Consider the following 15017-nt stretch of genomic DNA (forward strand, 5'->3'; position numbering starts at 1 on the left):
GTCTAGTATTGATCCCGTTATGGCATTGAGAAAACGTTCTTCCGTTGTGGCGCGTAGTTGGCTCAAGCGCCTGCGCCCCTCGCACCGCGCCGAGCTAGAAAAACTCTATGGCGGATTGCATGATCCCTCCACCGAGCCGGGCCTTACCCAGGTCAGCGCTTCCGGCACTGTGGAACACGATGGCCTAGATATTGCCTGGTACGAGGTGGGGCGCGAAGACGCGCCAGTAACCGTGGTCTTCATTCACGGCTATTGCTTATCCGCGGAAGCCTATTATGACCAGGCCAATTATCTCCGCGGTCGCAATGCGCGTGCACTCTTGGTGGATTTGCGCGGGCACGGCCAGTCCTCCACGGTCGCCCCAGAGGAGTGCACCGTTGATACGGCGGCTGACGACGTCCTCGCCGTCATTCGAGAGCGCGCTCCCCGTGGCAACCTGGTCATCGTCGGCCATTCCCTGGGCGGCATGGTTGCCTTAAACCTCATCCGCCGTGCTCCAGCCGAGGTTTATGAGCGCATCAAGGGCGCGCTGCTAATTTCAACTTCGATGCGCCGCTTTGCAGCAAAGGGCGTAGCGCAGATTCTGCAGTCGAAATCTCTGCATGCGCTCTACCGCCTCTGTCTGCGCCTGCCTGGTCGCGTCGATAGCGCGCGCTTTGAGGCCGCCCGGTTCATTGCGCCACTTTTTGCTGCGACCTTGGCCGGCTTTCCACAAATGGAGAAGCTGCAATTTCACGTTGCCATGCTTCTCGATACCCCCTTGGCCTCCTACTCCGGCTTCTTCGACGACCTTTTGGAACACGCCGAGTACGGCGCCGCCCCACGGCTGGCGAAGCTCAAGGGCGAGGTGGTAGTCGGAACCGCCGATATTGTCACCCCGCGTTCACAATCCGAGGTGCTCTGTAAGCATTGGCCCGCCGCGAACCTGCAGACGGTGGAAGGCTCCGGACACATGGTGATCCTCGAAGACCCCGAGGCTATCTCCGCGGCCCTTGGCCGCGTCCTTGATGCGATATAGACGGGCCGGATGCATAAGCCCGTTGGCTGGGTACGCAAAAGGCGCCGCGGCGGGGAAGCCGGCGGCGCCTTTCTTGTAGCGCGTGGCGCGGGCCTAGCCAGCACCAAAGCGGGGATTAGTCTTCGATGTGGGTGGTCACGGTCGGATCATCCAGCTTGAGATCCTTGGCTGCCTTCTCCACAACGGAGCGCTCAATCTTGCCCTCGCGAGCCAAGCCATCGAGCACTGCGACGACGATGGACTCGGCGTCGATATTGAAGTAGCGGCGAGCGCCCTCGCGCGTATCGGAGAAGCCGAAGCCGTCCGCGCCCAAGGTGATGTAGGTGCCTGGGACATACGGGCGGATTTGCTCCTGCAGCTCGGTGGTGAAGTCAGAGACACCAACGAACGGACCCTCGTAGCCCTTGAGCTGGGAGGTAGCAAAAGCCTCGCTCGGCTCCTCGCCCTTGCGCAGGGCTTCCTTGTTACGGCGGGCGCCGTCGCGGGCCAGCTCGTTCCAGGAGGTGACGGAGAAGATGGAGGCCTTGACATCGAAGTCGTCGGCAAGCATCTGCTGTGCGCGCAGCGCCTCGTGCACGCCTACACCGGAAGCCAAGATATTGGCAGCAATGGAGCCGCCCTCTGCGGTATTGAAGTGGTAGATGCCCTTGTGCAGGCCCTCCACGTCCAAATCCTCCGGCTCGGCCGGCTGGTGTACCGGCTCGTTGTAGACGGTGAGGTAGTACATGATGGCCTCGTTGTCCTTGCCATACATGCGCTCAATACCGCGGGAAACCAAGTGGGCAACCTCGTAACCGAAGGCCGGGTCATAAGAAACCACGGCCGGGTTGGTCGCAGCCAAGACAGGGGAGTGGCCGTCCATGTGCTGCAGGCCCTCACCGGTCAGGGTGGTGCGGCCGGCGGTTGCGCCAATGATGAAGCCGCGGCCCATCTGGTCGCCGGCTGCCCAGAAGGCATCGCCGGTGCGCTGGAAGCCGAACATCGAGTAGAAGATGTAGAGCGGAATCATGGCCTCGCCCTGGGTAGCGTAGGACGTTGCCGCAGCGGTAAAGGAGGCAGCGGCGCCGGCCTCAGAAATACCCTCGTGCATGATCTGGCCGTCAGTAGCTTCGCGGTAGGAGAGCATGAGGTCGTGGTCCACCGGCACGTAGTTCTGGCCGCGGGGGTTCCAAATCTTCATGGTCGGGAACCAGGAGTCCATACCAAAGGTGCGGGCCTCATCCGGAATGATCGGCACGACGCGCTTGCCCAGCTCCTTGTTGCGCATAATTTCCTTGAAGGTGCGCACCAAGGCCATGGTGGTGGCTACTTCTTGCTTGCCAGAGCCCTTGCGTACAGAGCGCAGCTTGTCCAGAGCCGGTGCCTCCAGCGGGGTGAAGTCCTCGCGGCGCTCCGGCAGGAAGCCGCCGAGCTCTTTACGACGCTCCAGCATGTACTTGATCTCCGGGGAGTCCTTGCCTGGGTGGTAGTACGGCGGCAGGTATGGATCCTTTTCCAGCTCCGCATCGGAGAAAGGAATTTCCTGCTTATCGCGGAAGCGCTTCAGGTCATCCAGGGTCAGCTTCTTCATCTGGTGGGTAGCGTTGCGGCCCTCGAAGTTGTGGCCCAAGCCGTAACCCTTAATGGTGTGCGCGAGGATGACGGTTGGCTTGCCGGTGCCCTTGTTCTCCAGCGCGCGAGCATAGGCGGCGTAGACCTTGCGGTAATCGTGGCCGCCGCGGCGCAGTGCCCAAATCTCATCATCGGACATGTCTTCTACCAGCTTGGCCGTGCGCTCATCGCGGCCGAAGAAGTGCTCGCGCACATAGGCGCCATCGTTGGCCTTGAAGGTCTGGTAGTCACCGTCAGAGGTGGTGTTCATGACGTTGACCAAGGCACCTTCGGTGTCCTTTTCCAGCAGCTTATCCCAGCCACGACCCCAAATGACCTTGATGACCTCCCAGCCGGCACCGCGGAAGAAGGATTCTAGCTCCTGGATGATCTGGGTGTTGCCGCGCACCGGGCCATCGAGGCGCTGCAGGTTGCAGTTGACCACGAAGGTGAGGTTATCCAGCTCGTAGAGGGAAGCGATCTGCAGCAGGCCGCGAGATTCTGGCTCATCCATCTCGCCATCGCCCAAGAATGCCCACACGTGCTGCTTGGAGGTGTCCTTGATGCCGCGAGTCTCCAGGTACTTATTAAAGCGTGCCTGGTAGATAGCGTTAATCGGGCCCAAGCCCATGGACACGGTGGGGAATTCCCAGAACCATGGCATCAGGCGTGGGTGCGGGTAGGACGGCAGCCCCTCGCCCTCGCCACGGGATACCTCCTGGCGGAAGCTATCAAGGTCCTTTTCAGTCAGGCGGCCTTCCATGAAAGCACGTGCGTACATGCCCGGTGAGGCATGGCCTTGGAAAAAGACTTGGTCGCCGCCCGAAGGATCATCCTTGCCCTTGAAGAAGTGGTTCAAGCCCACCTCATAGAGCGGGGCAGCACCCGCGTAGGTCGAGATGTGGCCACCTACGCCAATTCCTGGGCGCTGTGCACGGTGCACCATGATGGCCGCATTCCAGCGGATCCAGCGGCGGTAGCGCTTTTCCAGTTCCTCGTCACCAGGAAACTCTGGCTCCATGGAGGTTGGGATGGTGTTGACGAAGTCCGTGGACGTCAACGAAGGCAGTTCAACGCGCTTAGCGGTAGCGCGCTCGAGTAGGCGCAGCATCAGGTAGCGTGCGCGCTCCGGATCGGAGTGCTCCAGCAGACCATCGAGGGAATCCATCCACTCGCGGGTCTCTTCTGGATCATTATCGTGAAGATACGATGCAACGCCGTCGCGGATGAGCGGGAAGTTGGAGTCGCCCTTGGTGGCGTCCTTCTCGGCCATTTAAACCTCCTGTATAAGGGTCTGCACAGTTTGCTTACTAGGATACGCGCTCACAGATCCACAATGGTTGTGAAGCCCGACTTAAGGGGACGTGCGGTACGTTACATCGTCATAACCAGTATCTTTACCGGGTTTATTGGGGTAAAAGAGGGTAGTTTGCAAACTCTGCGGAACTGGGCGAAGTGGTGGGAGGGCCTGCAAAATGGGGGAATTGCGCCCCTTAGGCGGGTAAAAGGGGCCGGTGGGCGTTAAAATACTTCTATTAAGCCGCGATTTACCCGCAGGATGCGGGGGATGCGCGGACCGGACATTCACCAAATTAGGAAGGAAATGCATAGTGGCTGACGCTGCAGTCAAGCTCGGAATCAAGGAAGGGCAAATCGCCCTAGAGCTTGGTTGGGACGAGGATTGCGATACCGCGATCTCTGAATCGATCGAAGCCGTGCTCGGCGATGATTTCTTGGAAGAAGAAAATGACGAGCTGTGCGATGTAGTCCTTCTTTGGTGGCGCGACGAGGATGGCGACCTTGTGGATGGACTCGTTGACGCGAGCCGTCCGCTGGCCGATAACGGTGCGGTCTGGCTGCTTACCCCGGGTGCCGGAAAGCCTGGCACCGTAGAGCCAGGGCTCATCTCTGAGTCCGCTCAGCTGGCCGGCTTGGTGCAGACCAAGGCAGAGCGCCTAGGCGAGTGGCAAGGCTCTTGCTTGGTGCAGCGCGGATACACCAAGAAGTAGGGCTTTACCTGCTGATTTGTGTTGCTCTAGCAACCTGCGCTACTGTTTCTAACAGCGCAAGAGCGCATGCGGCTTTAGCTCAGCTGGAAGAGCAATTGGTTTACACCCAATAGGTCGGGGGTTCGATCCCCTCAGGCCGCACAACACAGACCGCCTCTCGGATTGATTTCCGGGAGGCGGTCTTTTCCGTATGCATGGGCACGGGCTAGCCCGGGAGGGACTCAAGGCTTAAGGCGCCTGTGGGCCAACTTTCGGCCACGTTGTGCATGGCAGTTGGGGAAGTAGCCCTATTAGCGTGGCTGCTTCTTAGGCTTCGGCTAAGTACTCAGGCACTTCAGCCACGGCTGCGGGTTGTCGGCTTAGTAGCGCTCGCGGCGGCGCTTATTCAGCTTGGCGTAGTGATCCGGCTTCGAATCGCCGTAGCGGGAGCGATTGCGGCGGCTGGCAGCGTGCGAGGAGGACGCGGCGGGAACGGCCGTGGAATCGTCGTTTGCGGGCGCATGCTCGCTGGGCACGGAGTCAACGCCGGCCGTTGGTTCTGCGGGCGTGTGGTCCGCAGCGGAGGCGTCACTAGAGGCAGGCTCGGAGGGGGTAGAGGCATCGGCGTCGAGGGCGGCGAGGGCCTCTTCCTCTTCGCGCAGGCGGCGTCGCTCACGGATTTCGGACCACACGAAATAGCCCAAGCCCAGCGGGGCCATGATGCCAAAGGCAATCCATTGGTAGCCATAGGAGAGGTGGTTGCCGCGGTCGAGCTGCGGGATGGGCATGGGGTTGAGCACGCCGGGCTGGTCCGCGGAAAGCTGGATGTAGTCGTGGGCTAAGGGGGCGTCGATAAGCGAGGCAATCTGCTCCGTGTGGATGGAATAGACCTGCTGGTAGCCCTCCTGCTTAATGGGTGCGGACGGGTGCTCGGCCTCGTCGGCGCGGATCATGCCGGTAATAGTGGTCTCGCCCGAAGGAGCGGCGGGAATATCCGGCACGGCGTTGGCCTCGCCGGCCTTGACCCAGCCGCGGTTAACCAAGATGGTCAGCCCGGAATCGGTACGGAAGGGGACCAAGGACTGGTAAGACGGGCCAGACTCGGCTGGGCGCAGGCGCAGCAGGACTTCATCCTGCGGCAGGTAGCGGCCGTGCAAGGTGGCGCGGGACCACTCATCGTCTTTGATAGCGCCGTGGTCATCCACGAGGTCTTCTACCGGCTGGGGGTCAGCCTCATAGGCGTGAGTGATGAGCTCGTTGCGTTCCACAATGTCATCGTCCTTGCCCAGCTGCCACGGGGCGAGGACGGTAAAAGCGAGGTAGGAAAAGGCCACGACGAACAGCAGCAGTAGAACCCAACCCGGCTTAAGGAACGTCTTTAGCATGGGGCCTAGTTTAGTCGTGGTGAGCGCGAATCCAATCCAGCAGGCCAGGTACGGCGGCCTCGATATTGTTGCGGGTGGTTTCGAAATCGGCGGCAGAACCGTAATACGGGTCTGCTACGTCCGCGTCTTCCGGGGAGTTGGGATCGAAGCTGCGCATCAAGCGGATCTTGTCCGGGTCGATGCTGCGCTCAATAAGGGCGTCGCGGTGGCCTTTGTCCATGGCGATGAAGAGATCAGCATCCATGTGCTCGGGCCCCAGCTTGGCCGCGCGGTGGGAACCACCATCGTGGCCGCCGCGGCGCAGCTCGGCAATGGCGCGCGGATCCGCTCCTTGGCCCACATGCCAGCCGCCGAGGCCGCAGGAGTCCACGGTGGCGACAAGGTCAAGCATGTCCTTTTCCATCTCATCGCGCGCGATGATTTCTGCCATGGGGGAGCGGCAGATATTTCCGGTGCAAACAAAGACGAGGTAGAGGCCGGAGCGGGCAGCGGATTCGGTCATGCGGAAAACCCCTTCGCGCGAATAGTACTGTGGTGCGGAAGATAGGATATAGCAGTAGTAACTATTCCATGAAACGAGCATAAAGGAGTACCTCCATGTCCGCTGTGAGCGTGGGCGATGTCCGCCGCGTACTCGATGAGGCCTACCCGCCGCACCTGGCGGAAAAGTGGGACGCCGTGGGGCTTATCTGCGGTGATCCGACCGCGGAGGTCAAGCGCGTGGCTTTTGCCTTGGACTGCACCCAAGCGGTAGCGGAGCGGGCGGTTGAACTCGGCGCGGATATGCTCGTGGTCCACCATCCATTGCTCTTGCGCGGGGTGGAGTCCGTGGCGGCCGATACGCCCAAGGGCAAGGTCATACACACGCTGCTGAGCAGTGGCGTTGCCCTCTTTGCGGCCCACACCAACGCGGATAAGGCGCGGCCGGGCGTCAACGACAAGCTCGCGGAGCTGGTAGGAATCAACCCCGGCCGGCCCATCGTGCCGGAGCCCCAGGGCGTGGATAAGTGGGGCGTGCACGTGCCGGTTGCCGCGGCCGAGGAGGTAAAGCAGGCGCTTTTCGACGCCGGCGCGGGCCACATCGGTGCCTACTCCCACTGCTCCTTCGATATTGCGGGCACGGGCCAATTCCAGCCGGAAGAAGGAGCAGACCCGGCGGAGGGTGAAATTGGCGCCCTGCACCGCGGCGAGGAAATCCGCGTCGAGTTTGTCGCGCCGGCCGCGCTTCGCTCCGCCTTGCTGCAGGCTTTGCACGCCGCGCACCCTTATGAAGTACCGGCCTATGACATTACGGAAACCGCTGGCCACCAAGACCTGGATAAGGCGCTCGGCCCCGGACGCGTGGGAGAACTGCCACAGGAGATGACCCTGCGCGAGTTTACCCAGCAGGTGGCCAATGCCCTCCCCGAGACCGCCTGGGGTATCCGCGCCGCCGGGGATCCGGAACAAAAGGTGCGTACCGTAGCGGTTTCTTCCGGCTCGGGAGATTCCTTCCTCTCCGCGGCCGCGAAGCTAGGCGTAGACGTGTATGTCACGTCGGATCTGCGCCACCACCCGGTGGATGAGCACTTGCGCGCCGGCGGGCCGGCCGTCATCGATACCGCCCACTGGGCCAGCGAATTTCCGTGGACGGCCCAGGCGCGCGATATCGTAGAGGATGCTTTAGAACTGGATACGGAAATTATCAGCCTGCGCACCGACCCGTGGACTATCTCTGCGCACCCAAAGGAGTCATAAGTGAAACTATCGCAAGAACTACAGCCGGTACTGCTGGAGCTGGCCAACCTGGAACGCTCGCAGGGCCATGGCGCGAAGAAGGAAATCCCGGAACAAGCCGAGTATGACAAGGCTAAAGAAGAACACAAGCGCCTACTGGATGCATCCGGCTCCGCGCAGATGGCCGTCGATGACATGGAGACCGAAATCCTGCGCATCCAGGCCGATGAGCGCAAGCTGCGCCAGCGCGAGCGCGATGATAAGCGCCAGCTAGGCGCTGCCGTGGATCCAGAAACGCGCAAGGACCTCGAGCACGATCTCTACGCCGCCAAGTCCCGCATTGCAGACCTCATGAGCGAGCTGCAAGAGGCCCATAATGAGGTGCACGCGCTGCGTTCTAACCTGGACGTACACGGTGCGCGCGTTTCTGATTCCGAGCGCAAGCTGGAAAAGCTGCGTCGCGCGGCCGAGGCGGCACAGGAGGCGGCTGCCAACCAGGAAGACCCGGCCGTGCGCATCGGCGAGTTGCGCCATCAGCTGCCTGCCGGGGTACTGAGCGAGTACGATACCCAGCGCGAGGAAAACGGCGTGGGCGCCGCCCAGTTCAAGGCCAACCGCGCTTGTGGCGGCTGCTTCATTGTCCTGCCGCCGGCGGAGCAAAACGCGGTGCGCAATGCCCCGGCCGATGAATTGCCGCAGTGCGGCGATTGCGGCTCCTACCTGGTGCGTTTGGTCTAATGAAGGTCATTATCTATGCCGATGGCGGCTCCCGCGGCAACCCTGGTGTGGCCGGTTCCGGCACCGTTATTTATGACGGCAGCGGGCAGCGCATCCTGCGCGAAATCGTCTATGTAGTAGGTACCAAGTCCACCAATAACGTCGCTGAGTACAACGGCTTATTGCGCGGCCTGGAAGCCGCCACCGAAATGGGCGCTACCGAAGTGGAGTTCCACATGGATTCCAAGCTGGTGGTAGAGCAAATCAACGGCCGCTGGAAGATAAAGCACCCGGACATGCAGAAGCTGGCCCTGCGCGCCCGCGACTACATCAACGGCTTTTCTTCCTTCAGCTTGGACTGGGTGCCGCGCGCTAAGAATAAGGTGGCAGACGCCCTATCCAATGACGCCATGGACGCCGCGGCCGCCGGACATCCTGAAGGCATCGTTGCCGGGGAGAAAGATACTGCCGAACCGGCACAGGCTACGGAACACGACACCACCGCGCCGCATCCCACCGATTGGCTTGGGGACCGCGGACCTACCACTCGCTTTATCCTGCTGCGCCACGGGCAGACGGACATGTCGGCCGCTAAGCAGTACTCCGGGCGCGCCAACCCGGGGCTTACGCAGCTCGGGCAAAAGCAGGCGCTGGCCGCCGCCCAAGCGCTTGCCGACGCCCACTTTGACGCCATCGTCTGCTCGCCCCTGCGCCGCTGCCAAGAGACAGCGGCGGCCGTGGCCAATGGCCGCAATATCGAGGTAGAGACCGTGGAAGGACTCATCGAGGTGGACTTCGGCGCATGGGAAGGCAAGACTGCCGCCGAGGCCCACCAGCGCGATCCGGAACTGCACGAGGAATGGCTGCATGACGCGAGCGTCGCCTGTCCGGGCGGGGAATCGCTGCAGGCGCTAAACCGCCGCGTGCGCACTACCCGCAAGGAGCTACAAGAGCGCTTTGCGGGCAAAACCGTGCTGGTAGTAAGCCACGTCAATCCGATTAAGTCCTTTATCCGCCAGGCGCTTGATGCCGGGCCGGCTACCTTTGGTCATCTCTTTTTAGACCTGGCTGCCATTTCCCAGGTGGAATTCTGGGAAGGCGGCTCTATGGTGCACGGATTTAACGATGTGGGCCACCTGGCAGGCCTGCGCTAGAATAAGGAACGCGAATGAGCCGGCCGGGTGATCGCGTCGCTTCATACGGGCAGCGAGCTGCTGCCGCGTGGGCGCCGAGGAAAGTCCGGACTCCATAGAGCACGGTGGTTGCTAACGGCAACCCGGGGAAACCCGCGGGCAAGTGCAACAGAAAGTAGACCGCCTTGTGCCTCCGCTTGAGCTTCGGCCCAAGTTGGAGCAACAAGGTAAGGGTGAAACGGTGCGTTAAGAGCGCACCAGCACCGTCAGTGATGGCGGTGGCTGGGTAAACCCCACCGGGAGCAAGGCATCACGGCCCCGCCACGTTGCGGGGCCCGATCAGGCGTTTTAAGGCTGCTCGCTCGAGCCTGAAGGTAGCTGCTGGAACCAACTGGCAACGGTTGGTCTAGATGGATGTTCACCGCACGGTGCTCCCTTGGGAGTGCCGCGATTAGACAGAATCCGGCTTATAGGCCGACTCATTCGCCCCAAGACGTTTATGGTGGTGGACATGAAGCTCTACGCCGCCCCGCTCGATTTCCGCGCCATTGCCGCAGAATTTTCGGTAGCCACCGATTTTCCGGCTGCGGTCACCCACCAGGCCGCCCACGCGCAAGACCGGTATGCCGACTCGCGCCGCGACGCCCGCGATATTCCCTTCGTAACCCTCGATCCCGCCGGCTCCATGGACTTGGATCAGGCGGTTTACCTGGAAAAGCGCGATGGTGGCTACCGCGTCTTTTATGCCATTGCGGATGTCGCCGCCTTTATTGAGCCCGGCAGCGAGCTGGAGCGCGAGTCCTTCCGCCGCGGCCAGACTATTTATCTTCCCGATGCGCCAGCTCGCCTGCACCCGCCCGAGCTTTCCGAAGACCGTGCCTCACTGCTGCCTAAAACCGATAAACCGGCCGTGCTGTGGACCTTTGATCTAGATGACGCCGGTGAGGTGGAGTCTTTCCACGTCGAGCGCGCGCTCATCTACTCCCAGGCCCGCCTGGACTATGAGGGCGCGCACGCGGACTTGGCGGCCGGTAACCTGCACCCGTCTATTGCATTGCTGCCGGAGGTGGGACGATTGCGCCAGGAGTCCTCCCTGCGCCGCGAGGCCATTTCCTTGCGCCTGCCCTCCCAGCGGGTGGTAGAAAATGCTGACGGCACCTTTGAGCTCATTATCGAGCCTCGCTATGAGGTCATGGACTATAACTCGGAGATCTCTCTGCTTGCCGGCATGTGCGCGGGACGCCTCATGCAGGAAGCGGGCGTGGGTTTTCTGCGTACTTTGCCCGCCGCCGAACCGGAGCACGAGCGCCAATTTCGCGCCGAGGCCCAAGCCCTGGGCTTTGCGCTTGGCGATGCCCCCATTCCCCAGTTTCTCCTCACCGTCGACGCCGATTCCCCACGCGGCATGGCAGTCATGCGCGAGGCCCAAAGCCTCCTGCGAGGCGCCGATTATGCGTGGCTTGGAGAACAGGAAGCGCAGGTGCATGCCGGGATAGGCGGCTACTACGCACACGTGACCGCGCCGCTGCGGCGCCTGTCCGATAGGTTTGCAACCGAGGTCTGCCTAGCCCTCTGCGGCGATTACGAGGTCCCCGGCTGGGTGGGGGAGCGCGCCACGGAGGTCATTGGCGCAATGCGTTCTACCTCGCAGCTTGCCTCCCAAGTGGATAAGGCCTGCCTCAACCTCACCGAGGCCACCGTGCTGCGCCCCTGGCTCGGCACTAATTTCCCGGCCACCGTCGTAAGCGGCGATGCGAAGCGGGACAAAGCTCGGATTTTTGTGCCGGAGCCACCAGTCTTCGCCCACTCTGTAGGCGCGCCAGAAACCGGCAGCGAAACCACAGTCTCGCTGGTGACAGCGGATACCGATTCGCGCGAGGTACTCTTTGCGTGGCCTGCTGACTAGCTGGTGAGGCTACTAGCTCTCGCCGCGTGCGGCCTCGCCCGGCTGTAATTCGACTACGAGCAGGCCATCGTCTGCCAGGTCGGCCGCAAAATTATGCGCGCTCTTCGCCGGGACGTAGGCAATGACTGCGTTCGATGTACCCGCGTGCGCCGAACGCCCCGCTACGGCACCGCGGACCGTGACTAGCTCGGCGAGTTTTTCTGCCGAGTCCAAGCCGTAGATATTGGCTAGGGAGGACTGTGACTGCAAAAGGATGGGGAAGAGCTCCGCGCCGCGATGCGAGCGCAGGAAGCGGGTGAACTTTTCTACCCGCTGGGTTTCTTCCTCATAAAAGGCCATCCATTCCGTAGCGGCGCTGATGCTCGGGTGTCCTTCCTCGCCGTAGACCTTGTGGACGGCCTTGAGCCAATCGAGGACGCGCTGTTGGGCGTCTGGAAGCAAGCGTAGCGAATCGGTGCCAAAGGAATGGCAGGCATCATCAATAAAGCGCTGCCGCTGGCGGATATCGGCGATAGCCTTTTCTTCCTGCGCGGAAAAATCTTCCGGCACCGCCACCGCGAAGGCAGCTATCTCGCGACCAACAAGGTGCGGTGCGTGGGTGACAGAACCGTCGGCGTAATCCATGATGCATACGCCCTCACCCGTGCTGCGCAGAGCCGCGCTATGGCGGGCACGCAAAGGCGGCCGCGCACCAAAGGTAGTAACGGCCTGGGTGCATACATCTGCCACCCGGGCCCTTAGCGGCGCATCCAGGTCAGCATCAGCCCCCATGAGTGCCAGCGCTACCGCGACGTCCGCGGCGGCATCCGCACCCAAACCAGCACCTTCCGGAATGTCGGAGGCGATGGTGATATCCGCACCGGCTGTCTCACGAGAGAGCAACTGGCGGTTAATCATCGTGTGGACAATGCCACCCACGCGGGCAGCCAGCCCTCCCTCCGGAGCCGGCGGAATGATTGGCTGGCCCTCTGCATCCGTGGTGGGTTGTTGCGCTGTTGCCAGCTCTGCGAGCGCTTGCAGGCTTATCGAATCATGGGCAGGCTCACCTTCTGCCGGGTGAAAATGTACCGCTACCACGCCATCGGTGCGCGAGCTTACTGCCGCAGCGGCACGTAGCTTGTCCACGCACATGGCAACAATGCCGCCGAAGTGGTCAATGTGTTCACCAATAAGGGACCACGTTGCCGGCGCGCTAGCGGTATGAGTTGGAGCGCTGCCCGTGAGATCAGTATGTGCTTGGGCGGCGCGCTCGGCTACAGGCTCTGCAGGCGTTGACCACAGTGGCATGGGTGCTAAAGCTCCTTTTCCAGGTTCTGGGACCAGTAGTCTTCGTTGCCACTCGCACGCGGCGGTGCGCTTAAAGCAACGAATGCCCGCCACCTTTTGGTGCGGCGGCGGGGAATACGACATGGAATCGTATAAAAGAAATGTGCTGCCCCACATTCTAGCGGGCATCGCTTAGACGGCGTGGGTAGTGTGGACACAAACCATACCAGCGGCAGCGATCAGCCGGTGCCGCTGGCGCTACGACTGAGAGGATAGTTTTATGAGCGATGCAGACCAGAAGTGGTTCTTCGATCCAGCCACCAAGGAAGTCAGCCAAGGCAAGACCTCTGGCTGGGAAAACCGAATGGGCCCGTATGACACCCGTGAAGAAGCAGAAAACGCTATCGAAATTGCCCACGCCCGCAACGATGCGGCAGATGCCGCAGACAAAGAAGATGACTGGAAGTAAATAACCTCCAGCCATCTTTTTCTACGCCGTGTTTCCCGGTAACTGCCCGGGAAGCGCGGCTACTTTAGTTTTTTGCGCAGCGGCTTAAACGCCGCCTTGATGTCTTTGAAAGACTCGGCGTAATCATCCAGCGCCTTCAGCCCGATGGTGCGCTCGCGTTGATAGAGCAGGCCATAGCCAAAGGTATTTTCGCCACGGCGGCGAGCGGAATCTGCCAGTTCGAGCAGCTTATCGCGCGAGGTCACGGAATCTTGGAAATCACCGAGCACCGACTGCATCTGCTTGCAGGCCTTATAGAGACGCTTGGTCTTAAGGTTGGTGGCAGAACCAGCTGCTTCTGCTGCATAACGCAGCTTCTTTGCAGCCTTACGCATATCGTGGAAATAGTCCTCGCGCTCGTGCAGGGACAGCTCCGGGTTATCCCAATTCTCTACGGCCTTCTTATGGCGCTTGACCAGCTTGTTATAGGCCTTTTCAAGGTGCTGCGCCATCACAGTGTCCATGTCCGCGGACTTGTCCTTGGACTTCTTCTCTGGCTTCTTTTTGGCCTTCTCTGCAGCAGCCGCGTTATCCTCGCGGGACTCGGAAGAAGCAGCGCCTTCCTCCGTAGAGGACAGTTCTTCCGTCTGCTCCGCATCATCATTTACCGGAGCGGATTCCTGTTGCTTATCGGCCGTTGGCGGATCCGCGAGCAAGCGGTCGAGCGACTCTAGCAGCTCGAGGTAACGCTCGGAATCTAGGGCGGCGACAACGCGACGGTGCGCACGGCGGTAGGCGGTGCCCATATCCTGCGCAATGTGCTCGCGGGTGGAATCATCCAAGGTGTCAGAATCTTCGGACTCCAACAGCTTCTGCCAGCGCTCTTCAACAACCTCCGCATCGCGAGCAACGCCCAAAATGCCAGCGAGCTCCTTCAGATCGGCTTCAATTTTTTCGATTTCTGGTCCGACCACGATGCCATGGAAGGTCTGAAGGTGGCTGCGCAGCTCGCGGGTAGCTACACGCATCTGATGCACCGAGTCCCACTCATCGCGGCGCACACGTGGATCATAATCAACCAGCTTGTCGCGGTTAGCTTGCAGTGCGGTGATCACGGCGGCGGCAGGGGAATCCGGGTCCACGTCCGGCGATACCAGGGCCGGGGGAAGCGGGGCGTTGGCATAAGAATCACCCAAGGCCGATTTCAGCTTGGATGGGGAAGAAGATACGCGTGCACCGGCACCGATGAGAAGAGAGGTAGCACGGCGAATGAACTGCGTTCCTTCCTCGGTACCAGGTAGCTCACCTGCGAGCTCTACTTCCCATTCGCGCCACGACTGTTGCTCGCCGCCGGGAAGGAAGGAAAAGGCGGTGACGTGGTCATCGCAAAACTCTGCCACTGGCTTATTATCGGCATCTGCCAAGACCATCTCGGTGCGCTTGTTGTCTACCTGAGCAATTGGGGTGAGCTCGTTGTGGCGGACAATGGAGCGAACCTGATGGAGCAGCTCGCTAGGAACTTCATAGCGGCCATCGACAGGCTCTCCCAATTCTGCGTGGATTTCGGTACGGCCAGCCTCGCTAGGAATCTTGATATGCCAGCCATCATCATTGCCACCGGTGCGGCGGCGGAGGGTGACCTTAGCGTGGGTGAGGCGGAGGTCTTCAGTGTCGTAGTAGATGGCCGAAAGAGCGTGGTGGCGCGTGTCTGCGACGTGGTCAACTCCCTCAAGGCGGGTCAGTTCAGGGAGCTGAGTGGACTCGGCTACGGAGAATTTCGCTTCAACTTCGAGAAAAGACTGTGTAGACATTCACGTACCTTCTACTTTCTAGACCTAATCAATCTCATC

General features: G+C 61.1%; 12 protein-coding genes, 1 tRNA gene and 1 other RNA gene. 9 read left to right on the forward strand and 5 right to left on the reverse strand.

Annotated features, from left to right (window positions below):
- Positions 1–19 precede the first annotated feature (19 nt).
- Complete coding sequence (locus I6I12_RS04330; RefSeq protein ID WP_023021128.1) at positions 20–1018, forward strand: alpha/beta fold hydrolase; 999 nt, start codon at positions 20–22, stop codon at positions 1016–1018.
- A 115-nt stretch (positions 1019–1133) separates the two neighbouring features.
- Here I6I12_RS04330 and aceE read toward each other — a convergent pair whose 3' ends face one another.
- Positions 1134–3881 carry a pyruvate dehydrogenase (acetyl-transferring), homodimeric type gene (gene aceE, locus I6I12_RS04335; RefSeq protein WP_200288829.1) on the reverse strand — a complete coding sequence of 916 codons (2748 nt, stop codon included), beginning with the start codon at positions 3879–3881 and terminating at the stop codon, positions 1134–1136.
- 337 nt (positions 3882–4218) lie between these two features.
- Here aceE and I6I12_RS04340 point away from each other — a divergent pair, with 337 nt between their 5' ends.
- Entirely contained in the window at positions 4219–4617 is a 399-nt protein-coding gene (locus I6I12_RS04340) for a DUF3052 domain-containing protein (RefSeq protein WP_023021130.1), read from the forward strand.
- A gap of 68 nt (positions 4618–4685) precedes the next feature.
- A tRNA-Val gene (locus I6I12_RS04345) sits at positions 4686–4758 on the forward strand.
- Between the two features lie 218 nt (positions 4759–4976).
- Here I6I12_RS04345 and I6I12_RS04350 read toward each other — a convergent pair.
- Positions 4977–5981, reverse strand: a complete 1005-nt coding sequence (locus I6I12_RS04350; protein WP_200288830.1) for an SURF1 family cytochrome oxidase biogenesis protein — start codon at positions 5979–5981, stop codon at positions 4977–4979.
- A gap of 10 nt (positions 5982–5991) precedes the next feature.
- Positions 5992–6483, reverse strand: coding sequence for a low molecular weight protein-tyrosine-phosphatase (locus I6I12_RS04355; protein WP_034655439.1), 492 nt, complete (start codon positions 6481–6483; stop codon positions 5992–5994).
- A 95-nt stretch (positions 6484–6578) separates the two neighbouring features.
- Here I6I12_RS04355 and I6I12_RS04360 point away from each other — a divergent pair, with 95 nt between their 5' ends.
- From I6I12_RS04360 to I6I12_RS04380, 5 genes are all read left to right on the forward strand, one after another.
- Complete coding sequence (locus I6I12_RS04360) at positions 6579–7718, forward strand: Nif3-like dinuclear metal center hexameric protein (RefSeq protein ID WP_200288831.1); 1140 nt, start codon at positions 6579–6581, stop codon at positions 7716–7718.
- Positions 7719–8435: a zinc ribbon domain-containing protein gene (locus I6I12_RS04365; RefSeq protein ID WP_200288832.1), complete on the forward strand. Its 717-nt coding sequence runs from the start codon at positions 7719–7721 to the stop codon at positions 8433–8435.
- A complete protein-coding gene (locus I6I12_RS04370; RefSeq protein ID WP_200288833.1) occupies positions 8435–9568 on the forward strand; it encodes a bifunctional RNase H/acid phosphatase in 1134 nt (377 codons plus the stop codon). The genes I6I12_RS04365 and I6I12_RS04370 overlap by 1 nt, the downstream gene beginning before the upstream one ends.
- 15 nt (positions 9569–9583) lie before the next feature.
- Positions 9584–10033, forward strand: an RNA gene (gene rnpB, locus I6I12_RS04375) — RNase P RNA component class A.
- Between the two features lie 25 nt (positions 10034–10058).
- Positions 10059–11453, forward strand: a complete 1395-nt coding sequence (locus I6I12_RS04380; protein WP_200288834.1) for a ribonuclease catalytic domain-containing protein — start codon at positions 10059–10061, stop codon at positions 11451–11453.
- 12 nt (positions 11454–11465) lie between these two features.
- Here I6I12_RS04380 and I6I12_RS04385 read toward each other — a convergent pair whose 3' ends face one another.
- Positions 11466–12740 (reverse strand): galactokinase family protein, encoded by a 1275-nt coding sequence (locus I6I12_RS04385; RefSeq protein ID WP_200288835.1) that lies wholly within the window; start codon positions 12738–12740, stop codon positions 11466–11468.
- 259 nt (positions 12741–12999) lie between these two features.
- Between I6I12_RS04385 and I6I12_RS04390 the strand changes: the two genes are divergently transcribed.
- Positions 13000–13188 carry a hypothetical protein gene (locus I6I12_RS04390; RefSeq protein WP_049361312.1) on the forward strand — a complete coding sequence of 63 codons (189 nt, stop codon included), beginning with the start codon at positions 13000–13002 and terminating at the stop codon, positions 13186–13188.
- Positions 13189–13247: 59 nt separating this feature from the next.
- Here I6I12_RS04390 and I6I12_RS04395 read toward each other — a convergent pair whose 3' ends face one another.
- Positions 13248–14978 (reverse strand): CYTH and CHAD domain-containing protein, encoded by a 1731-nt coding sequence (locus tag I6I12_RS04395; protein WP_200288836.1) that lies wholly within the window; start codon positions 14976–14978, stop codon positions 13248–13250.
- Positions 14979–15017: the final 39 nt, after the last annotated feature.

It is taken from the genome of Corynebacterium kefirresidentii (genome assembly GCF_016599755.1).
Taxonomy (GTDB): Bacteria; Actinomycetota; Actinomycetes; order Mycobacteriales; family Mycobacteriaceae; genus Corynebacterium; species Corynebacterium kefirresidentii.